The organism is Nocardia sp. FDAARGOS_372, from assembly GCF_002554515.1.
Classification (GTDB): domain Bacteria; phylum Actinomycetota; class Actinomycetes; order Mycobacteriales; family Mycobacteriaceae; genus Nocardia; species Nocardia farcinica.
Genome location: NZ_PDDW01000001.1, coordinates 3507796 through 3528979, shown reverse-complemented (window position 1 = coordinate 3528979; position 21184 = coordinate 3507796). Strand labels below are relative to the sequence as shown.

Annotated in this window: 18 protein-coding genes; 8 read left to right on the top strand and 10 right to left on the bottom strand. The window is 73.6% G+C overall.

Annotation, left to right across the window (positions count from 1 at the left end; all coding sequences use genetic code 11):
* Positions 1-54 precede the first annotated feature (54 nt).
* Entirely contained in the window at positions 55-1242 is a 1188-nt protein-coding gene (locus CRM89_RS16860) for an alanine racemase (RefSeq protein ID WP_086842125.1), read from the top strand.
* A gap of 28 nt (positions 1243-1270) precedes the next feature.
* Here CRM89_RS16860 and CRM89_RS16855 read toward each other — a convergent pair whose 3' ends face one another.
* Positions 1271-4603: a bifunctional RecB family nuclease/DEAD/DEAH box helicase gene (locus CRM89_RS16855; protein ID WP_229434780.1), complete on the bottom strand. Its 3333-nt coding sequence runs from the start codon at positions 4601-4603 to the stop codon at positions 1271-1273.
* Between the two features lie 218 nt (positions 4604-4821).
* Positions 4822-6630: a DEAD/DEAH box helicase gene (locus CRM89_RS16850; RefSeq protein WP_170916177.1), complete on the bottom strand. Its 1809-nt coding sequence runs from the start codon at positions 6628-6630 to the stop codon at positions 4822-4824.
* A 62-nt stretch (positions 6631-6692) separates the two neighbouring features.
* On the opposite strand from CRM89_RS16850, the gene CRM89_RS16845 reads away from it, so the two are divergent.
* Both CRM89_RS16845 and CRM89_RS16840 read left to right on the top strand, forming a co-directional pair.
* Positions 6693-7547, top strand: a complete 855-nt coding sequence (locus CRM89_RS16845) for a carbon-nitrogen hydrolase family protein (RefSeq protein ID WP_086842129.1) — start codon at positions 6693-6695, stop codon at positions 7545-7547.
* Between the two features lie 13 nt (positions 7548-7560).
* Entirely contained in the window at positions 7561-8181 is a 621-nt protein-coding gene (locus CRM89_RS16840; protein ID WP_060594542.1) for a phosphoribosyltransferase, read from the top strand.
* 4 nt (positions 8182-8185) lie between these two features.
* On the opposite strand, the gene CRM89_RS16835 is transcribed toward CRM89_RS16840, so the two are convergent.
* The 5 genes from CRM89_RS16835 to CRM89_RS16815 all read right to left on the bottom strand — a co-directional run bounded on the left by CRM89_RS16835 (position 8186) and on the right by CRM89_RS16815 (position 12426).
* Positions 8186-9040, bottom strand: a complete 855-nt coding sequence (locus CRM89_RS16835) for an ESX secretion-associated protein EspG (RefSeq protein WP_228788269.1) — start codon at positions 9038-9040, stop codon at positions 8186-8188.
* Positions 9022-10410, bottom strand: coding sequence for a hypothetical protein (locus tag CRM89_RS16830; protein WP_098084939.1), 1389 nt, complete (start codon positions 10408-10410; stop codon positions 9022-9024). The genes CRM89_RS16835 and CRM89_RS16830 overlap by 19 nt, the downstream gene beginning before the upstream one ends.
* Positions 10403-10801, bottom strand: coding sequence for a hypothetical protein (locus tag CRM89_RS16825; protein ID WP_011211213.1), 399 nt, complete (start codon positions 10799-10801; stop codon positions 10403-10405). The genes CRM89_RS16830 and CRM89_RS16825 overlap by 8 nt, the downstream gene beginning before the upstream one ends.
* A gap of 65 nt (positions 10802-10866) precedes the next feature.
* Complete coding sequence (locus tag CRM89_RS16820; RefSeq protein ID WP_098084937.1) at positions 10867-11604, bottom strand: alpha/beta hydrolase; 738 nt, start codon at positions 11602-11604, stop codon at positions 10867-10869.
* A 111-nt stretch (positions 11605-11715) separates the two neighbouring features.
* Entirely contained in the window at positions 11716-12426 is a 711-nt protein-coding gene (locus tag CRM89_RS16815) for a hypothetical protein (protein ID WP_060594545.1), read from the bottom strand.
* Positions 12427-12659: 233 nt separating this feature from the next.
* On the opposite strand from CRM89_RS16815, the gene CRM89_RS16810 reads away from it, so the two are divergent.
* Together CRM89_RS16810 and CRM89_RS16805 are read left to right on the top strand one after the other, a co-directional pair.
* Entirely contained in the window at positions 12660-13832 is a 1173-nt protein-coding gene (locus CRM89_RS16810; protein ID WP_011211210.1) for an acyl-CoA dehydrogenase family protein, read from the top strand.
* A 9-nt stretch (positions 13833-13841) separates the two neighbouring features.
* Positions 13842-14972: an acyl-CoA dehydrogenase family protein gene (locus CRM89_RS16805; protein WP_098084934.1), complete on the top strand. Its 1131-nt coding sequence runs from the start codon at positions 13842-13844 to the stop codon at positions 14970-14972.
* A 58-nt stretch (positions 14973-15030) separates the two neighbouring features.
* On the opposite strand, the gene CRM89_RS31010 is transcribed toward CRM89_RS16805, so the two are convergent.
* On the bottom strand, positions 15031-15534 hold the full coding sequence (locus CRM89_RS31010) for a hypothetical protein (RefSeq protein ID WP_060594547.1): 504 nt from the start codon (positions 15532-15534) through the stop codon (positions 15031-15033).
* Positions 15535-15961: 427 nt separating this feature from the next.
* On the opposite strand from CRM89_RS31010, the gene CRM89_RS31005 reads away from it, so the two are divergent.
* Positions 15962-16135, top strand: coding sequence for a hypothetical protein (locus tag CRM89_RS31005; RefSeq protein ID WP_172964411.1), 174 nt, complete (start codon positions 15962-15964; stop codon positions 16133-16135).
* Between the two features lie 369 nt (positions 16136-16504).
* Positions 16505-17332 carry a GNAT family N-acetyltransferase gene (locus CRM89_RS16790; protein ID WP_098084928.1) on the top strand — a complete coding sequence of 276 codons (828 nt, stop codon included), beginning with the start codon at positions 16505-16507 and terminating at the stop codon, positions 17330-17332.
* Here CRM89_RS16790 and CRM89_RS16785 read toward each other — a convergent pair.
* Positions 17317-18267 (bottom strand): hydroxymethylglutaryl-CoA lyase, encoded by a 951-nt coding sequence (locus CRM89_RS16785; RefSeq protein WP_098084925.1) that lies wholly within the window; start codon positions 18265-18267, stop codon positions 17317-17319. The genes CRM89_RS16790 and CRM89_RS16785 overlap by 16 nt on opposite strands.
* A 261-nt stretch (positions 18268-18528) precedes the next feature.
* A complete protein-coding gene (locus tag CRM89_RS16780; protein ID WP_060594551.1) occupies positions 18529-19299 on the bottom strand; it encodes a deoxyribonuclease IV in 771 nt (256 codons plus the stop codon).
* A 174-nt stretch (positions 19300-19473) separates the two neighbouring features.
* Between CRM89_RS16780 and CRM89_RS16775 the strand changes: the two genes are divergently transcribed.
* Positions 19474-21147, top strand: a complete 1674-nt coding sequence (locus CRM89_RS16775) for a serine/threonine-protein kinase (RefSeq protein ID WP_098084923.1) — start codon at positions 19474-19476, stop codon at positions 21145-21147.
* Positions 21148-21184 lie beyond the last annotated feature (37 nt).

The following is a 21184-nucleotide window of genomic DNA, read 5'->3' as shown; positions in this document are numbered from 1 at the left end:
GCGCCCGATCGCGCGCGCCGGCGATGCTGGACGTTTGACCAGTTAGGTGGTTGAGTGGAAGGCGTGAGCGAGACCACGCCGATCCCCGGTCTGCACGCGGCCACCGCCGACCTCGATCCGCCGCTGGCTGCCCTCGATCTGCCGACCCTGCGGGCCAACGCCGCCGACCTCGAGCGGCGCGCCCACGGCACCCCGATCCGGGTGGCCGCGAAATCCGTCCGCTGCCGGGCCGTCCTGGAGACCGTGCTCGGCGCCGGCCTCACCCGATCCGGCGGCTTCGCCGGGATCATGTCCTATTCGCTGCGCGAGGCACTCTGGCTGGCCGGTCTCGGGGCCGGGGACGTGCTGCTGGGCTATCCGAGCGTCGACCGCGCCGCGCTGGCCGCACTCGCGGCCGACGAGTCCGCCCTACGCGCGATCACCCTGATGGTCGACGACGTCGCCCAGCTCGAGCTGGCCCGCGCGGCGATGGGCACCGACCGGGTCCGTCCGCGGGTCTGCCTGGACGTGGACGCCTCGCTGCGGCTGGGCCCGCTGCACCTGGGCGTGCGCCGCTCGCCCGTGCGCACCCCCGAACAGGCCGCCGACCTCGCCCGCGCGGCGCGTGCCGCGAACTTCGACGTGGTCGGCGTGATGACCTACGAGGCGCAGATCGCGGGCCTGCCGGACCGCAACCCCGCGGTGCGGCTGGTCAAGAAGGCCTCCGCGGCCGAGATCGGCCGCCGCCGCGCCGCGGTGCTCGACGCGGTGCGGTCGGTGGTCGGCCCGCTCGAGATCGTCAACAGCGGCGGCACCGGCTCCATCGAGGTCAGCGTGGGCGACACGCAGGTCACCGAGGTGACCGCCGGGTCGGGCCTGTATGTGCCGACCCTGTTCGACCACTACCGCTCCTTCACCCCGCGCCCCGCGCTGTTCTTCGCGACCTCGGTGCTGCGCAGGCCGGCGCCGAGCATCGCCACCGTGTTCGCCGGCGGGTACATCGCCTCCGGTCCAGCGGGCGCCTCCCGGGTACCGAAACCGGTGTGGCCCAAGGGATTGCGGTTGATCGGTACCGAGGGCGCCGGTGAGGTGCAGACGCCGCTGTCGGGAGCGAGCGAGCTGCGCATCGGGGACCGGGTCTGGTTCCGGCACGCCAAGGCGGGCGAACTGTGCGAGCGCTTCGACGACCTGCACCTGGTGGAGGCCGACGGCACGCGCACCACCGTGCCCACCTATCGCGGCGAGGGCAAGAACTTCGGCTGATCAGCCCAGCCGCAGGAACTTCGGCTGATCAGCCCAGCCGCAGGAAGCGCGCGAGGTCGGTGAGTTCCTCGGGCGTGTCCGGCAGGTAGCTGGTCAGCAGCGGCGAGCGGATGACGATCGCCTTCCACATCGCGCGACCGACGGCGGCGCGGATCAATCCGGGGGAGAACAGGGCCGCCGTCCCGTGCGGGGCGTCCTCCGGTGCCGAGGTGGTCATGGAGACCAGCACGACGGCGGCCTCCCGGCCGCGGAACCGGTCGACGGTGCCCACCAGCACGTCGTCGATCTTGGCCCGCGCCAACAGGGTGCGGATCCGGCCGACCTGGGCATCGTAGGGGGCGACCACGAACAGGTCGTGCGGGTGCAGCCGCCTGGTCGCGCCGCCCGCCGTCCACGGGCGTCCGAGCAACCCGCGCACCTGCCGGACGACCTCGCGGGCCTCGGCCACCGACTCGGTGGAGTCGCCGCGATGGGTCACGGTGACCGTCTCGATGCCCGGTGTCACTCCGTCGAGTTGCCGTGCGGTGGTGACGGTTTCGTTCGCGGCGAGCCTGCCGTCGTAATACAGCCGCGCCAGCGGCTCACACACCCGCGGGTGCATGCGCCAGGTGCTGTCGAGGAAGTAGCCGAGGTGGGCGGGCACGGTGTCGCGTCCCTCCGACAGCCAGCCGAGCACCGACTCCGCGGCCGCGGCCGGATGGGCGGCGCGCGGGGTGGCCGGCTGCGGGTCGCCGAGCAGCAGCAGGTTGCGCGCGGTGCCGGCGACCGCGGCCACCTCGGCGAGCGGGAAGCGGCCCGCATCGGCGATCACCAGCAGATCCAGGCCGCCGGCGGGCACCCGGCGACTGTCGGCGAAATCGCTCGGTAGACCGCCGATCACGCAGCCGTTGACCGCGTTGTCGAGGAAGCGGGGGTAGCGGTCGGCGTCGATGACCACCCACTCCGGCGCGACCGAGACGGCGTCGGCCTTGCCGACCAGCTCCGGCAGCACCCCGGCGGCGACGATCGCGTCGAACATGCTCTCCACCGTCGCGTGCGACTGGGCCACCACCCCGACCCGCCAGTGCCGCCCGGTCACCATCCGCGCGACGGTCCGCGCGGTGGTCGAGGTCTTGCCGGTGCCGGACGGGCCCTGCACCGCGAGATAGGAGCCGTCCAGGTCGGCGACCGCGGCGGTGAGGGCGGCGGCGTGGTCGCCGTGCACCGGCGGCAGCGGCCCGCCGTTCCGGAGGCGGGGAGCGCGGCGGGCGAGGATGTCGAAGAAGGCGCCGGTGGGCAGGTCGGGCAGGGTCATCAGCAGGCGCTGGGCCTGCGCTTCGACGGCGGCCTCGATGTGCTCGTCCCACTCCGGGACACCCGGCGCGATCGCGGTCGGCAACTCGTCGACCGGCTCCCAGCCCTCGGGCAGGATCTCCTCCAGCCGCACGGTGTCGTCGAAGTCGGCGTCCACCGCGCAGCCGAGCACGACGGCCGTGGCGGTGGCGCGCCTGCCCAGCGCGACCGGCCGGTCGTAGAAGGTGTGCACCCGGGTGCCCGGCGCCAGCGGGCCGCTCGCGGCCGGGCCGACGCCGCTCGCTCCGCCCACGCCGCCGCCCGCCCCGATCCGGCCGGTCAAGGTCAGGAACCGGCGCATGGTGGTGTGGTCGGGGCTGCGATGCCACTTCGTGTCCACCGCACCCCATTCGGCGATGAGCACGCCGGGGGCGTCGGCCCACTCGTGCACCGGATGGGTCAGCCGGTCGGCGTGCGCCCAGCTCGACGCGCGCCGCTCCCGGCGCTGATAGCCGAGGACGGCCGCCATCACACCGGCGGGATGCTGTGGATCGCCTTGGCCCGCCGCGTATTCGGTGAGCGCGGCCTCGAGCGAGGACGGCCGCGGCGGCGCCGGGTCGGCCGCCGAACGCGGCGGGGCGTACCAGGAATCGGGTTGGGCCGCGGCGCTCGCCGCATCGGCCCGCGCCCGCGGCGCCAGGCCGCGCAGCCACGGCGGCAGGCGCAGCACCGTCTCGATGCCGGTGGACGCGCCCGGCAGGAGAGCACGCACACTGTCGAGGCGGTACGACCCCGCGCCGATCAGCAGGGCGTTGCGGACGATGGGGTAGAGGTCGACCAGCGCGCCGGCCCGCAGGAGCTCGTCGAGGATCTCCTCGTCGGCGGGGCCGCCCGCGTACCGAAGCAGGGTGGCGCGGACCGCGCCGGTGTAGTGGTAGAGGTGGGCGCCGGGGTGTTCGCGCAGATGCGCGGCGGCCCGTTCGAGGACGCGGGTGACGGCGGTGCGGGTGTCCGCGGCGGCGGTACCGAACGGGCCGTCGACGGCGAGCAGCACGCCGTCCGCATCGCCGAGTTCGACGCGGCGGGGCAGACCGTCGGGGTCGAGGTCGACGGTCAGCGCCAGGTCGCCGGGTGCGGCGGGCGGCAGGGCGGCGAGCGCGTCGGCATCGAGCAGGGCATAGGCGGGCCCGCCCGCGGTTTCGGCCCGGGTCTGCATCTCGGCCTGCCTGCGCAGCGCCGTCACCGTGCGCGGTGACAGGCCGGGCACCTCGGTGGCGGTCGCCAGCCGATCCACGGTGTGCACGCCGGCGGCCCGCAGCCGGGCACGGGCGGGCCGGGACATGCCCGCCACCAGCAACAGGTCCCGTGCCGCGGTCAGCGCGGGACGGCAGGTCGCGCACTGCCCGCAGGCGAGGTAGCGCGGATCGCCCCACTGCACCGGCAACAGCTCGGCGAGCTTGTCCTCCAGGATCGCCGCGACCCGGCGCCGCCGTTCCCGGTACACGGCGGCGGCCGCCGGGTAGGAGTGGGTGGACGCGTCGCCGCCGCAGTGGATCACGAGGGTGATCGTCGGCGCGTCGGCGCGGGCCTGCCGCGCGGCGGCCGGGTCGGGCAGAAGGCCGGATTCGACCAGGATCGCGGCGCAGCCGGCCAGTTCGAGCAGGGCGGTCAACCGCGCCCGCGGCGTCGGCGCGACCGCGTGCAGCACCGCCGAATGTCCTTCGCGGACCAGGTAATCGCACCGCGCCGCGAACCCACCGTCGAAGACCGCCGCGCCACGGATCACCGTCGCGCCCGCGCGCACCGCCCGCACCGTCGCCGCGTGCGCCGCGCGCAGCAGATCCGCCGCCGCCGGGTCCTCCGAATGCCCGGCTACGCCGTCGGTCCGGGGAATGTCGACGATCGCGGCGCCGTGCCGGGCCCGCATCCGCTCGTGCAGCCGATCGTCCGGCGCGACGGCGGCGGCGCTGTCGGCCACCGGACCGTCGACGGCGCCGAGTTCGGCGTCCAGGGCACGCAGCAGCGCGAATTCGCACCGCGCCGTGCGCACCAGGTCGGCGGCGGTGCACACGACACGATCACCGAACACGAACAAACGCGCCCCTCCCGTTGGCTACCGGGACACCAGCGGCCGACGCGCCGGGGCGCCCCGCTCGGGCGAATGGTACACCGCCCGACCGGGTCAGCGGCCGGAGGCGGTAGCGCAGCGTGACCACGGAGGCCGCCCCGGTCGGGCGCAAATGGCACCGCCTGACCGGGTCAGCGGCCGGAGGCGGTAGCGCAGCGTGACCTGGGCGTCTCGCCCGTTCAGGATCGGGGCTTGCGTCGCTCCGGTCGTTTGCCCGCGTCCCGGTCGCGCCGCGGCCCGCGGCTGAACGCGCGCTGCGCGGGCGGTCCCTGGTCCAGCTGCAACTGGATGAGGACGCCGCTGATCCTGGTGCGCCGCAACGCCTCCAGCGTTTCGGGGGGCAGCTGCGCGGGCAGTTCGACCAGGCTGTGGTCGGGCCGGATGCTGATGTGCCCGAAATCGCTGCGCCGCAGGCCACCCTCGTTGGCGATGGCGCCGACGATCGCGCCCGGCACCACCCGGTGCCGCTTGCCGACGCTGATCCGGTAGGTGGCCAGTTCGGTGCCGGTGGCCCGATGGTGCGAGCCGCCGCCGCGTTCCTCGTCGAACCGCCGGGCCGGCCGCTCCCGCGGAACACGTTCGCGCCGTTCGGGTTCCGGTTCGGCCTCCATGAAGAAGTTGTCGCCGTCGTAGGAGCCCACGGCCAGCGCGGCCGCGATGTCGACGAGCGGAATGTTGTGCTCGCGCTCGTAGTCCTCGATGAGCTTGCGGAACAGCGGCAGGTTCGCCGAGGACAGATTCTCGGTGATGGCGTCGCCGAACTTGCTGACCCGCTGCGCGTTCACGTCCTCCACGCTGGGCAGCTGCATCTCCTCGAGCGGATGCCGGGTGGCGCGCTCGATGGCCTTGAGCAGATGCCGCTCGCGCGGGGCGACGAACAGCAACGCCTGCCCGCTGCGCCCGGCGCGGCCGGTGCGGCCGATGCGGTGCACGTAGGACTCGGTGTCGTGTGGGATGTCGTAGTTGACCACGTGCGAGATGCGGTCGACGTCCAGGCCGCGCGCGGCGACGTCGGTGGCGACCAGGATGTCCAGCGCGCCGGACTTGAGCTGGCCGATGGTGCGCTCGCGCTGGTTCTGCGCGATGTCGCCGTTGATGGCCGCCGCGGAGAATCCGCGGGCGCGCAGCTTCTCGGCGAGTTCCTCGGTGCCCTGCTTGGTGCGGACGAAGATGATCATCGCCTCGAACGGCTCCACCTCGAGCACCCGGGTGAGCGCGTCGAGTTTCCGCTGATGCGACACCTGCACCCAGCGCTGGGTGATGTTGGTGTTGGTCTGGGTCTTGGCCTTGACGGTGATCTCGACCGGCTCGCGCAGGTACTGCTTGGAGATCTTCCGGATCGCCGCGGGCATGGTGGCCGAGAACAGGGCCACCTGCTTCTCGCGCGGGGTGTCGGCGAGGATGCGCTCGACGTCTTCCTGGAAGCCCATCTTCAGCATCTCGTCGGCCTCGTCCAGCACCAGGTACTGCAGCTGGGACAGGTCGAGGGTGCCCTTCTCCAGGTGATCGATCACCCGGCCGGGCGTACCGACCACGACGTGCGCGCCGCGGCGCAGCCCGGACAGCTGCACGCCGTAGCTCTGGCCGCCGTAGATCGGCAGCACATGCAGGCCGGGCATGTGCGCGGCGTAGCGGCCGAACGCCTCGGCGACCTGGATGGCCAGTTCCCGGGTCGGTGCGAGCACGAGCGCGCGCGGCTGCCTGCCGGTCACTTCGAGGCCCATCAGGATGGGGATGGCGAACGCGGCGGTCTTACCGGTGCCGGTCTGCGCCAGGCCGACGACGTCGGCGCCGTCGAGCAGTGGGGGAATGGTCGCCGCCTGGATCGGCGAGGGGGATTCGTAACCGACATCGGCGATCGCCCGCAGGATGCGGTCATCGATGCCCAAGTCGGCGAAGGACGGGCCGGCCGAGCCGGAACCGGATTCGGCTCCGCCCGAGTCCCTGTCGTCGTCGCCAGGAACGCTGTCGACCTGATTGGTGCTCATTGACCAGGAGTTTACTGCCTGCCGGTGGCCTCCCGGGTCACCGGGCCAATACGGTGAGACCTATGCAACTCGAGCACGGTGCGCAGAAACGGGACCGGCGCGAGCCGGCGGTGGAGATCGCGGTCGTCCAGTTCACCCCGGGCGTCGAGCCCGCGGCGAACCTCGCGACGCTGCGCGAGCACGTCGAGGAGGCCGCGCGCCACGGCGCCCGGGTGGTGATCGCCCCGGAGTACGCGATGTACGCGGTGCGCAAGCTCGACGAGCGGGTGGTGGCCGTCGCCCAGCCGCTGGACGGGCCGTTCGCCACCGGACTGGCCGACCTCGCCCGCGATGCCGGGGTGTACCTGGTGGCGGGCATGGTGGAGACCGGCCAGCCGGGCGAGGAGCGCATCCGCAACACCCTCGTGGTGACCGGTCCGGCGGGCGAGCGGATCGCGATCTACCGGAAGGTGCACCTCTACGACGCGTTCGGGCATCGCGAGTCCGACGTCATCGAAGCGGGCCCGATCATCGAGCCCGCGCTGTTCACCGTCGACGGTGTCACCATCGGCTTGCAGACCTGTTTCGATCTGCGGTTCCCGGAGGGTTTCCGGCGCATCGCCGCGGCGGGTGCGCACGTGCTGGCCGTGCCCGCGCAGTGGATTCCCGGACCGGCCAAGGTCGACCAGTGGACCACGCTGCTGCGGGCCAGGGCGATCGAGAACACCGTCTACGTCGCCGCCGCCGACCAGGCCGCCCCGCTCGGCTCGGGCGCGTCGATGATCGTCGACCCGGCGGGCGCGGTGCTGGCCGAACTCGGCGACGCGCCGGGGGTGCTCACCGCCACCGTCGACCTGGAGCACCTGGCCGCGGTGCGTACCCGCAACCCGAGCCTGGCGCTGCGCCGATTCGCGGTCACCGCGCGCGCAGCGGAGTAGCGTTCGAGGGGAGATGAGCTACGCCGATCGCACCGCGGCCGGTCGGGTGCTGGCCGCCGAACTCGAGCACCTGCGCGAGGCGGTCCCGCTGGTGCTCGGGTTGCCCCGCGGCGGTGTGCCGGTGGCGGCGGCGGTGCGGGCGGCGCTCGGCGGCGATCTGGACATCCTGCTGGTCCGCAAGCTCGGGGTGCCCTGGCAGCCGGAGTTGGCGATGGGCGCGCTCGGCGAAGGCGGCATCCGGGTTCTCAACGACGATGTGCTGTACCACACCGGGGTGCGACCCGGTCAGCTCGCCGAGGTCGAACGGGCCGAGACCGCGGAACTCGCGCGGCGTGCCCGCGCATGGCGCGGCGACCGCGAGCCGCTGTCGACGACCGGCCGCACGGTGATCGTCGTCGACGACGGCATGGCCACCGGGGCCACCGTGGCGGCGGCCTGCCGGGTGGTGCGCTCGCACCGGCCGCGGCGGCTGGTGGTGGCGGTGCCGGTGTCCTCGGCGGAGGCGCTGGCCCGGGTGTCCGTGGAGGCCGACGAGGTCGTGTGCCCGTGGGTGCCGGAGGACCTGGGCGGGGTCGGGGCCGCCTACCGGGATTTCCATCAACTCGCCGACACCGAGGTCACCGCGTTGCTGTAGCCGATCACCACTGTTCGGCGCGGGCGGCCGCCTGCTCGGCCGCATCCACCATCGGCCGCAGCTGGGCCGCGAACGTCTCCGCGGTGACCGGGGTGACGTGCACGTCCGTGCCGGTGCGCACCGCGTACCGGCCGTCGCCGTCGACGTCGATCCAGCACAGCACCCCGAACGGCCGCAGCCGGTCGCCCCGGCGGGCCGACACCACGATCTGCCCGATGCCCCGGCGCGGGCGGTTGAGCAGGCGGCGGATGCGAGCCGGGGTCGTCGGTCCCGAGACCGGCACGGTCACCAGGTCGCGGCTGTCCTCCTTGACCCGCGCGAGAGGTGCGCCGAGCCGCTCACCCGTGCCCGGGCGGTTCTCCGGCAGCACCGAGACCACGCGAGCGGCCAGGTTCGCCGGACCGCCGACGTAGAGCCGTACCGGACCGCCCCGGGTCGCGTCCGGGCCGGGCCGCTGGGCGGCCACGACGGCGACATTCCCGGAGGCCGCGCCGAGGACTCGCACGGGCCTGGTCTCGCCCGCGGCGACCGGGGCGGGCTCGTCGGACACCGGCGCGATGGCGGGCGGCCAGTGCTCGGGCTCGGGCCCGGCGGCCCCGGCGTCGCCGGATCCGTGCTCGCCGTAGACCTCCACCAGCACCGTGGGCCGGGCCAGCACGCGCAGCGCCGCCGCCATGTCGGCATCCACCACCCGGTCGCACCACCGCGCCAGTTCGGCCTGCCGCGCGGCGTGCTCGGCGGCATCGCCCGCCGCGGATCGCACCGCCAGCGGATACGGAATGCGGTCGCCGTCCGCCCGCGCCCACGCCGCGGCGAACTCGTCGGGGGCCAGCGTCCAGTTCACTCCCGCTCGGTCCATTCGCCGACCACCGGCGGCGCCGCCGGATCCAGTTCCCCGATCAGCGCGTCGGCGTCCGGCTCGCCGGACGGTTCGTCACCGAAGTCGAAGTCGTCGTCCTCCCAGCGGAATTCGTCGTCGTCCTCGCGGTCGTCGTGTCGCTCGGCCCGCGCGGCGTTGGCCGCCACCGACGAGCCGGTGCGCGCGGTGTCACCGGCCGCCAGCGCCGCACCACCGATGAGGCCTCCGATGGCGCCCGCGCCCGCGCCGGTCACCTGCTCGGAGGTGCGCTCGTGCTCGCGCGCGGTGGACGGTTCGTCGCCCGGCGCCGTCCCGGTCGCGGTGGAGCCGGTGACGTGTCCGGTCGCCGCGGTGCCGGCTTCGCCGGTCGACGAGGTGGAGTGGTCGTCGCGTTTGCGCCGTGTGGCGGCGGGTCCGGCCCCGGCGGGGACGGCGGTCGCGCCGGGCGTGGTCGCCTCGGCACCGGTCGGCGGCCGCTGGGGCGTCACGCCGGTGGGCGCCACCGGGGCGGTCGGGGCAGAGACGGCAGCCGTTGCCGTGGACGTGCTGGTCGTCGTCGCGGGAGCGCCACCGCCGGCGGTCACGGAACCCGGGACGGGAACACCGGCGCCGGTCGGCTGCGCGGACGTCGCCGGACCGGGGGTGGCGGGTGCGGGCGGCGTGGACTGGGCCGGCCGGTCGCCGCCGGTCGCCGTCGTCCCGGTGAGCGACTGCGCGGTGACACTCTCGCCGCCGGTCGCGGTGTGGCTCGGCGCCCCCGCGGAGGGCGCCGCCACCGGCACACCGGGCAACCCGGTGTCGGCGTCGTCCGGGAAGGCGGGCACATCGGTGCCGCTCGCCAGGAACGCCCCGGTGTAGATGGTGTCCATCACCCGCACGACGTCCTGCCGGTCGTTCTCCGCGGCCTTCTGGGTGGCGATGTTGGCGGTCGCCTGGGCGGGATCGAGCAGCGCGGCGGCGAGGTCCGGACGCGCGCGGGCGGGCTCCCCGACGGCCGAGCGCAGCGTCTCCGCCGCCTCGGCGGCCGCGGTGAGCCGCTGGGCCACCGCACCGAACACGTCGGCGAGCTGCTGGCCACGCTGTTCGAAGGCGAGCACCGCGGCGGCCGCGGTCTCGGCGGCCGCGCCGCGCCAGCCGTCGGCGATCGCGGCGCGGATCTCGGTGTGCGCCTGCGCCACCGCCTCGCCGAGCCCGGTGGCGCTCGCCTGCCAGGCCTGCCCGCCCGCGTTCAGCACCGCGGGGTCGAGCAGTTGCACCTTGCGGTGGATCTCGTCGTGCTCGAGGCTGTCGAACACCTCGGCCCGCGGCGCGTACGCCGGATCGGTGCGGGTGTGCGGGGCGCGGTGCGCCTGGTAGGGGAGTTCACGCACCGGCCACCGCCGGATGCTGCTGCGGTTCGGCCGGGTCCACCGCCCGCACGGCAGCGGCGAGTCCGGTGTCGGCGGCGGTGTAGGCGGCCGCGGCGGCGCGGAACACCGCCGCCAATTCCCGTGCCGCCGTGGCGTACTCGCGCAACTGCCGCAGCGCCGCACCGGCCTTGTCCTCGAACCCGCTGCGCAGCATCGCGCCCGAGTCGAAGCCGCCGAAGCCGGGCAGCGACCGGGCCGGGGCGAGCACGGCAAGCTGCGCCTCCACCTGCTCGGCCAACTGCTCGTAGCGGCGCGCGCACCGCTCGTGCGCGCCCTCGGCGATCAGTACACCGTCGATCCGGAGTGAGCCCTGCTCGGCCGCCTGGGCCAGGGCCGCCACCTGTGGCCGCACCGCATCGTCCCCCTTACTTCGTCGTGCCGCCGCGCGGGTTCCCCCACGCCCCTCTCACGCCGGGATCAGTGCCGTCGCCCCGACCCCACGACCGCCTCCGCCGCCACGATCGCCCGCATCCACTCCGCGATGTCGGCGGCGACGCGCGTCTGCACGGGTTCGTGCAGCAGATCGTGCCCGGCCTCGGCGTACTCCCGCAAATCTACCGATTCGTGGCGTGCCGTCCAGCCCCGGATGCCCTCGACCGGCGCGCGCCGGTCCTCCACCCCGTGTACCGCCAGGACCGGCAGCTGCGCGGGCAGCGGCGTTCCCGGCGCACCGGGTGCACCGCCGCCGAGCGCGCGGCGCGGCACGCCGGAGAGCACCAGCCCGGCCAGCCACGCGACCGGCAGGCTCGGTGTCAGCGGGTAGCTGGCCTCCACCGCGTTGAGATCGGATTCGCTGGTGGTGTCCGGCACCGCCGCGCCCAACATGCCCAGCGCGGTCACCGCCCCCAGCGAATGCCCCATCAGCAGCAGCGGGCGGTCGGGATGCGCGGCGTGCACCCGCTCCACCAGCGCGGTCGCGTCGGCCACCAGCTCGGCCAGGGTGCCCGGCTGCTCCGGATCGCCCTCGCTCAGGCCGTGTCCGGCGAAGTCCAGCCCCCACACCTCCACGTCGACGGCGCGCAGTGTCCTGGCGAATCGGTGATAGTGCCCGCTGTGCTGACCGAGCCCGTGCAGCAGCACCGTGACCGCCAGGGGAGAGTCGACCGGCCACCGCCGATAGTGCATCCGGCCGCGCGCGCCGTCGAAGAAAACCATGCGTCGATAGTGCCAAAAGTTCTGCGCCTCAGGGTACTTCACCATTTCGGCGCAGAACCGATTACACTCCAGCCCCGGTCACCGGGGTGACCGGCGGGTAACCACCGTTGACTAGGCCGGAGCCGGTGCGGGGGCGGCCGGTGCCGGTGCGGGCAGCGGCGCGGGCTCGGCCGGAGCCGGCGGCGCGGGAGCGTCCGGGACAGTGAAAGTGCCCACAGTCGGGGTCATCACACAGTGCGCGCCGGGGTAGCCGATCACCCCCCACATCGAGGCGATGACGGTGCCCGGTCCGCTGGCGACGGTCTTGGACAGCGACGGCAGCCCGTACTCGGTGCGGTCGTCGAGGGCGTCGATGCCGCTGCGCCCGTTGTTGACGTTCACCCACGCCACCACCAGGCCAGAGGACAGGGGCGCGCCGGAATGAGCGGGGGTCGCGCTGAACCGCAGCGTGCCCGGTTCGGGGTTGGCCGCCTGGTCGGGAGCGTTGCCGTAGGTGGTGGCCGCGGCGACGATCGTGGTGATCGGACCGTTGCTGCCGCACCCGAAGGTCGGCGCGGCGTAGGCGAACGGCGCCCATGCCCCCGCGATGTCGCGCAGCTGGGCCACGTCGACCAACTCGGTGTACTTCGCCAGCGCGCCGACGCCCTCGCGGGCGGTGGCGTCCTCGCCCGCGCGTTCGGTGAGCTGAGCGATCGCGGCGTCGACGACGCTGTCGGGCGCGGCGGTGTCCGGCACGGCGTTCGCGGGCGCGAGGGGGACGGCCGCGCCCAGGCCGATCGTGAGGGCGGCCGCCGCGGCGCGTGCGATGGTTCTGCCGTTCACCGATTGAACTCCTCGATAGATCTCTGGCTTGCCCGACCTTCGGTCGCAACGTACCAGCTGAGGGCCGGTGCCGCCGCGCCGGGCGCTGTCCTTTGTGTCCGATTGGCCCCGATCCGCGGAGCCATCGGTGGTGTCTTGCCCCATCGGGTACACGTGATGTGATCCACTCGACAGTGCCGGATTACCGAGGGGTAGGTTCTACTCGGACGTACGAGACACAACGGGAGCTGCGTATGAAAATATCCCTGTCCCCTGACGAGGTGGCCTTCCGCGACGAATTGCGGCAGTTCTACCGCACCCAGATCCCCGCCGAGATCCGTGAGCGCGTCAAGCACGGCAAGGAACTGTCCCGCGAGGACATCGTGACCGCGCACAAGATCCTCAACGACCACGGGCTGGCCGTGCCGAACTGGCCGGTCGAGTGGGGCGGCAAGGACTGGACCCCCATGCAGCGCCACATCTGGCAGGACGAGATGCAGCTCGCCTCGGTGCCCGAGCCGCTGACGTTCAACGCCCAGATGGTCGGCCCGGTGATCGCGCACTTCGGCTCGCAGGAGCTCAAGGAGCGATTCCTGCCGCCGACCGCGGCCCTCGACATCTGGTGGTGCCAGGGCTTCTCCGAGCCCGACGCGGGCTCCGATCTGGCCTCGCTGCGCACCACCGCCGTGCGCGACGGCGACTCCTACATCGTCAACGGCCAGAAGATCTGGACCACGCTGGCCCAGCACGCCGACTGGATCTTCTGCCTGGTGCGCACCGATCCGAACGCGCCCAAGAAGCAGGCGGGCATCTCCTTCCTGCTCTTCGACGTCAAGAGCCCCGGCGTGACCATCCGCCCGATCAAGCTGATCGACGGCGGTTACGAGGTCAACGAGGTGTTCTTCGAGAACGTCCGGGTGCCCGCCGACCAGCTCGTCGGCGAGGAGAACATGGGCTGGACCTACGCGAAGTTCCTGCTCGGCAACGAGCGCACCGGCATCACCGGCGTCGGCCGCACCAAGGTCAAGATCGGCGTGGCCAAGGAGTACGCGCGCCAGGTGAAGTCCGGTTCCGGCACGCTGCTCGAGGATCCGGTGTTCGCGGCCAGGATCGCCGAACTGGAGAACGAACTGATCGCGCTGGAGCTGACCCAGTTGCGCGTGGTCTCCAACTCCTCGGACGGCAAGCCCAACCCGGCCTCCTCGGTGCTCAAACTGCGCGGTTCGGAACTACAGCAGGCCGCCACCGAGCTGTTGCTCGACATCGCGGGGGCCGACGCGATCCCGGTCGGCGCCGAGGGCATCGCCTCGCCCGGCTGGGCGCAGCGCAGCGGCCCCGGCTACCTCAACTACCGCAAGACCACCATCTACGGAGGCTCGAACGAGGTGCAGCGCACCATCATCGCCTCCACGATCCTCGGATTGTGAGGCCAGGTCATGGATTTCGATCTCACCGATGAACAGGTCATGCTGCGCGACACCGTGCGCGATCTGCTGGCCCGCACCTACGACCCGGAGACCCGGCTGAAGGTGACCGACACCGAGCTGGGCTGGAGCCGCGACGTGTGGCGCCAGCTCGCCGAACTCGGGGTGCTCGGCCTCGGTTTCGCCGAGGAGTTCGGCGGCGCGGGCGCGACCGCGGTCGAGACGCTGGTGGTGCTCGAGGAGATCGGGCGCAGGCTCGCGCCCGAGCCGCTGCTGGACGCGGTCGTGGTACCCGGCACCCTGGTGGCGGCTCTCGGCACCGACGCCCAGCGCGCGCAGATCCTGCCCGCCGTCGCGGGCGGGGAACAGCTGCTGGCCTTCGCGCACGACGAGCCCGGGGTGCGCTGGCCCGCCACCGACCTGTCGACCCGGGCCGAACAGTCCGGCGACGGCTACACGCTGACCGGCGTGAAGAACCCGGTGCCGCACGGTGATTGCGCCGATCGCGTGATCGTCAGCGCGGTGCTGCCCGGCGGCGGCGTCGGTCTGTTCCTCGTCGCGCCCGACGGCGCGGGCGTCACCAGGACGGCCTACCGCACCGTCGACAGCCGTCGCGGCGCGCAGTTCGAATTCGCGTCCGCGCCCGCCGAACTGCTCGGCGAGCCGGGCGCCGACGCGGCCGCCGCGATCCGCGAGGCGCTGGGGTACGCGCACGCGGGGTTGTGTGCCGAATCGGTCGGCGCGATGGCGGAGGCGCTGCGGCTGACCACCGAATACCTCGGCACCCGTAAGCAGTTCGGCGTCACGCTGTCGAAGTTCCAGACCCTGACCCAGCGGGCGGCGAACATGTACGTCTCGCTGGAGCTGGCGCGCAGCATGAGCCTGTACCTCACCGCGGCGGTCGCCGACGGGGTGGTCGACCCGGTGATCATCTCCCGCGCCCGGCTCCAGGTGGCCAAGGCCGCCCGCCACGTCGGGCAGGAGGCGATCCAGATGCACGGCGGTATCGGCGTCACCGCCGAGTACCCGGTCGGCCACTACGTCGCCCGGCTCACCGCGATCGGTCGCACGCTCGGCGGCGAGCTCGAGCATCTGACCGTGCTGCGGACGGCGACCAGCGGATACGACCTGGTCGAGCTCTAGCGGCGGGCGATCCGGGCGGCGGTGCGCGCGAGCGTGCCGCCGCCCGTCGCGTGTCCGGTCACTCGGTCTCGTCGGGTGATTCGGTGCGGGTGACCGGTTCGGTGCGGGTGACGACGGGCCGCCTGGTCGTCGTCTCCTCCTCGTCCTCGGCGGTGGTCGTCGGCGTGGCCGACAGGGTTCTGGTGCGGGTGGTGGTCGGTGGTTCGTCCTGATCCACGGGTGGTGCGTCCGGGCGCTCGGTGGTGGTGCGCGGCGGCCGGGTGTAGCCGGTCGCGGTGTCGTCCTCGGGCGTCGTCGTCATCGTGCGGTAGCCGGGTGGCCTGCGCGGCGGCCCGTTCGGCGCGACCTGCCAGGTGGGGGACGGGGGGATGAGCACGGGCGAGGCCGTGACGCTGGAACCGTCGTGCACCACCGCGGCGGCCGCCGGACCCTCCTTGAGCGGGGGCGGCGGCACGTAGGTGTCCTGCCTGCCGATGCCGCAGGACCCGATGACGATCAGACCCAGGGAGACCGCGCCTACGGCGATGGCCGGACCGGCGAGCTTGGTCCTGCTGCTCTCCATCGGGGCTTACTCCTCGTGCGTCTCTCGAGTGCCTCACAGTAATGCAGGTCCGCCATGGAAGCCACGCGGGAGGCGGCGGAACGGCCCGCGAACAGCAATTTTGAAATGTTGACACTCCACATCACGGAATGATTTCGTCGGCGTGTCGCGGGCACGTGTCGTGGTGGGCGACGCCACGTGGTCGTAGCGTGAGTGATCGAAGTTACGCGTGAGACGCCAGAACTTGGACGAAGGCGCGCTGAGCCCCATGCGCGACAGGCACTACCCGCACGGCGTCATCGAGGAGTTGATGATGGGAGCTTACTCGGCATCTCGGTTGTCCGCCGCAGATCCGGTCGCCGAGACCCCTGCGCCCGCACCGACGCAGGAACCCGTGACCCACGCACCGGAATCCGCCGGCCGACCCGCCCGCGCGACATCCACGATCGTGTCGAAAACCTTGGCCTGGCTGTTCTTCCTGGGCGGCCTGGTCGGCGCGGTCCTCGGCATCGCGAGCCTGCACGTCGAGATCACCGTCGCCGGGCTGATCCTGGCCTGCACGGCCGGGCTCGTCCTGCTCAAGATCCGCGCCGACCGCGCGATCGCCGCCGAAACCGCCTGAGCGGGTCAGCGGCCGGAGGCGGTAGCGCAGCGTCACCACGTAGGCCGCCCCGCTCAGGCGAAATCGGACACCGCCTGAGCGGGTCAGCGGCCGGAGGCGGTAGCGCAGCGTCACCACGTAGGCCGCCCCGCTCAGGCGAAATCGGACACCGCCTGAGCGGGTCAGCGGCCGGAGGCGGTAGCGCAGCGTCACCACGTAGGCCGCCCCGCTCAGGCGAAATCGGGCACCGCCTGAGCGGGTCAGCGGCCGGAGGCGGTAGCGCAGCGTCACCACGTAGGCCGCCCCGCTCGGGCGCATCCCACACCGCCTGAGCGGGTCAGCGGCGAAAAAGCCGATGTCCCAGCGGCATCCGCCGATTAGCCTGGCGGCGTGCGCATCGAGACGACCGCCGACGCCACCGCGTTCCGGGCCGCCGCGGGTCCGCTGCTGGCCGAGGATCCGCTGCGGCACACCGTGATCGGCACTGCCGCCGCGGCCGGGGCCGCTCCTGGCCGGCCGGGCCCGCTGTTCCTCACGGTGCGTGCCGACGACGGCACCGTCGTCGGGGTCGCGATGCACACCCCGGGCTACCACGCCTACCTCGGTGCCATGCCGTCCGTGGCGATCGGACCCGTCGCCGAGGCCGTGCTCGCCGCCGTGCCGGACAACGACGGTGTCGAAGGCGCCGCCGAGGACGCGCTCGCCTTCGCCCGGCACTGGGTCGGGGTGTGCGGGGGCGGGTATCGCCTGGAGCGGCGGTTGCGCCTGTACCGGCTGGGCGCACCGCGCCGACCGGTCGGTGTCCCCGGTGCGCCACGGCGCGCGGGACCGGCCGACGTGGCGTTGTGCGCGGAGTGGCTCGCGGCGTTCCGGACCGAGGTCGGCATGTCGGGGCCGTTGCCGGACCGCGCGGAACTGGCAGCGCGGATCGGGTCGGGGCGCTGGTGGCTGTGGGAGCACGACGGCGAGCGGGTCGCGCTGGTCGCCCATCAGGCGCCCACCGACGGCTGGTCGCGCATCGCGCCCGTCTACACCCCGCCGCACGCCCGCGGGCACGGCTATGCCGCGGCGCTCACCGCGCACGTCTCGGTGCTGCTGGCCGAGCGCGGAAGCGGGGTCTGCCTGTTCACCGACCTCGACGACCCGGTGCCGAACCGGATCTATCCGCGGGTGGGGTACCTCCCGGTGCGGGACTTCGCCACCTACGTGTTCGACTGAACCGGCCGGCCTGTCGCGACGCGGGTGGTCCAGGCGAACGGGGTGGATTCGGTGCGCGCGCCCTCGGCGGTGCGGGAGCGGTTCGGCTCGTCCAGGTCGGTCAGCAGGCCACCGGCGAGGTCGACAAGCTCCGCCAGCGCGGCCGGGGTGAGCCAACCGGGCCGGGTGGCGAACAAGATGTCCTCGGTGGAGGTGTTGCCGCTCGCGCCGGGGGCGAAGGGGCAGCCACCGAGGCCGCCGAGCGAGCCGTCCACCATCGTCGCGCCCGCCTCGATCGCGGCCAGCGTGTTCGCCACGCCCATTCCCCAGGTGTCGTGCCCGTGGAAGACGATGCGGCGGGCCGGGGAGTGCTCGCGTACCGCGGTGACCAGCGAGCGGACCTGCGCGGGATGGGCCTGGCCGAGCGTGTCGGCGAGCACGATGTCGGTCGCGCCGTCGGTGCGCGGGTCGGCGGCGATGGCCAGCACCCGCTCCGGGTCGATGTCGCCGTCGAACGGGCAGGTGAAGCTGGTGGCCAGGCACAGCTGGACGCGACCGCCCACCCGTTCGGCCAGCCGCAGCGCGTCGGGCATGGCGGCCACGCTGGTCTCGGTGTCGCGGCCGATGTTGGCCCGGTTGTGCGCGTCCGACACCGAGAAGCAGTACTGGAAGTTGCGCACGCCCGCGGCGGCGGCCTTCTCGACGTGCCGCGGGGTCGCGACCCAGACCCAGCAGCGGGCCAGCTCCGCCGGGGTCAGCGCCGCGACCAGGTCGAGGGTGTCGGCCATCGGGGGCACCAGGTCGGGCCGGGCCATCGAGCCGATCTCGAGTTCCGGCACGCCGAGGGCGAGCAGGGCGCGCACGATCTCGATCTTGCGGGCCGTCGGCAGCGGTTTGCCGGTGAGCTGCAGTCCGTCGCGCAGCGTCACATCGCGCAGCACCGCCTGGCCGCTCATCGCCCCTGCTCCTCCCTGGCCTGCGGCGGGACGCACATGACCCCGGCCCAGGACTTCTGATTCGCACCCGCGGGATTGGGGTGCACGGTCGGGCGGACGTGGCCCGGCGCGCGCAGCTCCCACCGGTCGCGCCCGCTCGGCCGCCGCCGTTCCTTGCGCCGCCGCCTCATCGTGCCGCCGCCCGGCCGGGCTGTCTTCTCATGGCCACCAGTGTGGACCATCGCCCGCGCGCCGCCCGCGACGGCCGGGGTGCCGGGCGTCTCACCCGACGTGCTCGCGCAGGTAGGCCAGGTCGTCGGCGACCCCTTCGGCGGGGGTCTCCAGCACCACCGGCGCGCCCGCGGTGCGGCACACCTCGGCCAGCAACTGCGGGTCGATGGTGCCGTCGGCGAAGTTGGCGTGCCGGTCGGCGCCGGAGTTGAACTCGTCGCGCGAGGAGTTCAGGTGCACCAGATCGATGCGGCCGGTGATGCCCTTGATCCGCTCGACCACCCCGACCAGGTCCTCACCGCCCGCCCAGGCGTGGCAGGTGTCCAGGCAGAAGCCGGCGCCGTACTCGCCGACCGCGTCCCACAGGCGGCCGATCATGTCGAAGTGCCTGGCCATCGCGTGGTTGCCGCCCGCGGTGTTCTCGATGAGGATCGGCACCGCGAAGCCGCCCTTGTCCTCCTGGCGCTGGAACAGCTTGCGCCAGTTGTCGATACCGGTCTCGATCTCGGCGTCGGAGCGCACGTGCCCGCCGTGCACCACCAATCCGAAGGCGCCGAGGTCGGCCGCCGCTTTCGCCTGCTGGGCCACGGCGTTGCGCGAGGGCATCCGCAGCCGGTTGTTCAGGCTGGCGACGTTGATCTGATACGAGGAGTGCACCACCACATCGATCGGGCTGGCCAGGATCTCCTCGGTCCGCGGGTGCGGCACGGGTTTGTCCCAGCTCTGCGGGTCGACGACGAACATCTGGATGACGTCGGCGCCGAGTTTCTCGCCGAAGCCGATGGGATCGCTGTCGAGCCGGACGTGTGCTCCAATGCGCATGCGGTCAGCGTAACGACTCGCACCGACAGCCCGGTCGCGGTGCCGATCGTCCCGGACCCGGCGCGCCGCGGCCCGCGATGGCCGACAATTCGAGGGACTGTTGCACCCGCGCGCTCCGGCGAGATACATCGGTAGGATCGCGTGCTTCGACCTCGACGGGGGGTGAATTCCACTGTGTTGCGTACGGGCGACACCTTTGCCGGGTACGAGATCAAGCGCGTGCTGGGGCAGGGTGGCATGGGCACGGTGTATCTGGCCAGGCATCCGCGGTTGCCGCGGCTCACGGCGCTGAAACTGCTGGCGCGCGAGCTCTACACCGACGCCGAGATCCGGGGGCGGTTCGAGCGCGAGGCCGATCTGGTCGCCCAGCTCGACCATCCGAACATCGTCACCGTCTACGACCGCGGCGCCGAGGACGAACAGCTGTGGATCTCCATGCAGTTCGTGCCCGGCTCCGATGCCGCCGCCGCCGACATCGACGTGCTGGCGCCGGGGCGGGCGGTGCAGATCATCGGTGAGGTGGCCGCCGCGCTGGATTTCGCGCACGCCAACGGGGTGCTGCACCGCGACGTCAAACCGGCCAACATCCTGCTGGCCAAGGCGCCCATCGGCCAGCCGGAGCGGGTGCTGCTCACCGACTTCGGCATCGCCGGGGTGCGCGACGCCGACACCACGCTCGCCTCCGGTGACACCATCACCGCGACGCTGGCCTACGCCGCGCCCGAACAGCTGAGCGGGCACACCCTCGACCACCGCGCCGACCAGTACTCGCTGGCCTGCACGCTGTTCTGGCTGCTCACCGGCAGCGTCCCGTTCCCCGGCGCCAACCCCGCCGTGGTGCTCAACGGCCACCTGTTCGGTCCGCCGCCCTCGGCCCGCGCGCTGAACCCCGCCCTGCCGCCCGCGCTCGACGCCGTGCTGGCCCGCGCCATGGCCAAACGCCCGGCGGACCGCTTCGCCTCCTGCGCCGAATTCGCCGGGGCCGCCCGCCACGCCCTGGCCGTGGCGCAGCGACCCGCCGGTCCGCCGATCCCGCAGGCGCCCTACCTCTCCGGGCCCGCCGCGGGCCCGGCCTATTCCGTTCCGCCGCGCCCGACAGCTCCCCACCCGGCAGGCCGCCCGCCGCACCTGCCGCCCGGTGCCGTCCCGCCCCCGGGCACCGGGGGCCCCTATCCGCGCCGGCCCGCGGCCACCGGGTACGGCCCGTACCCGATCCACCAGCCGACACCGCCCGGCTACGGCCAGGGCCGGCAGCCGACCGGCTACCCGCCGCCGGGACACGGCCATGCGCCGGGTACGCCGCCGACCGCCCCGGCGCCGGGCGGATACACCGGGAGCGCGCAGCCGGGCCAGGCCCAGCCGCCCGGGTACGCCGTGGGTTCGCCGCCGACGGGTCATGGACAGCCACCGGGGGGTTTCGCGGGTTCGCAGCCGACAGGTCTGCCACCGCTGCCCGGGCAGCCCGCGGGTCCGCAGCCGCCGGGACAGCCCGCCGGTGCGGGTGGTGATCCCGGGCCGGGCCCGAGTGTCGCGCACCCCGGATACTCCTCCGCACCCCATCCCACGGTGCACGCACCGGGTCCGGTGCCGGGGCGGTCGCCGCTGTCGGGGTCGGAGCATCGGGTCCAGCCCGGTCCGTCGACCGGGTCCGTCGACCTGTCGCGCCCGGGTCATCCGCCCACCGCGCGCCCGGCCACGGCGGCCGGGGCGGCGGCCCGGTCCTCGGGGCGCTCCCCGCGGCCGATCGTCATCGCGTTGCCGGATCGGGTCCGGCGCGGCCGTCCGCCCGCCCCGGCCACCGGCGGCGCGACCGGTCCGGCCACCGGTGATCCGCGCCCGCCGCCCTAGCTCGCGCACACCGCCGTGCCTGTCCCGACCTCGCCCG

Excerpts from the sequence above, each read along its gene's own strand:
- CRM89_RS16820 (WP_098084937.1), bottom strand. The coding sequence starts at position 11,604 with ATGGTTTTCTTCGACGGCGCGCGCGGCCGGATGCACTATCGGCGGTGG.
- CRM89_RS16805 (WP_098084934.1), top strand. The coding sequence starts at position 13,842 with ATGGATTTCGATCTCACCGATGAACAGGTCATGCTGCGCGACACCGTG.
- CRM89_RS16785 (WP_098084925.1), bottom strand. The coding sequence starts at position 18,267 with ATGAGCGGCCAGGCGGTGCTGCGCGATGTGACGCTGCGCGACGGACTG.
- CRM89_RS16840 (WP_060594542.1), top strand. The coding sequence starts at position 7,561 with ATGAGCTACGCCGATCGCACCGCGGCCGGTCGGGTGCTGGCCGCCGAA.
- CRM89_RS16845 (WP_086842129.1), top strand. The coding sequence starts at position 6,693 with ATGCAACTCGAGCACGGTGCGCAGAAACGGGACCGGCGCGAGCCGGCG.
- CRM89_RS16835 (WP_228788269.1), bottom strand. The coding sequence starts at position 9,040 with ATGGACCGAGCGGGAGTGAACTGGACGCTGGCCCCCGACGAGTTCGCC.
- CRM89_RS16810 (WP_011211210.1), top strand. The coding sequence starts at position 12,660 with ATGAAAATATCCCTGTCCCCTGACGAGGTGGCCTTCCGCGACGAATTG.
- CRM89_RS16850 (WP_170916177.1), bottom strand. The coding sequence starts at position 6,630 with ATGAGCACCAATCAGGTCGACAGCGTTCCTGGCGACGACGACAGGGAC.
- CRM89_RS31010 (WP_060594547.1), bottom strand. The coding sequence starts at position 15,534 with ATGGAGAGCAGCAGGACCAAGCTCGCCGGTCCGGCCATCGCCGTAGGC.
- CRM89_RS16780 (WP_060594551.1), bottom strand. The coding sequence starts at position 19,299 with ATGCGCATTGGAGCACACGTCCGGCTCGACAGCGATCCCATCGGCTTC.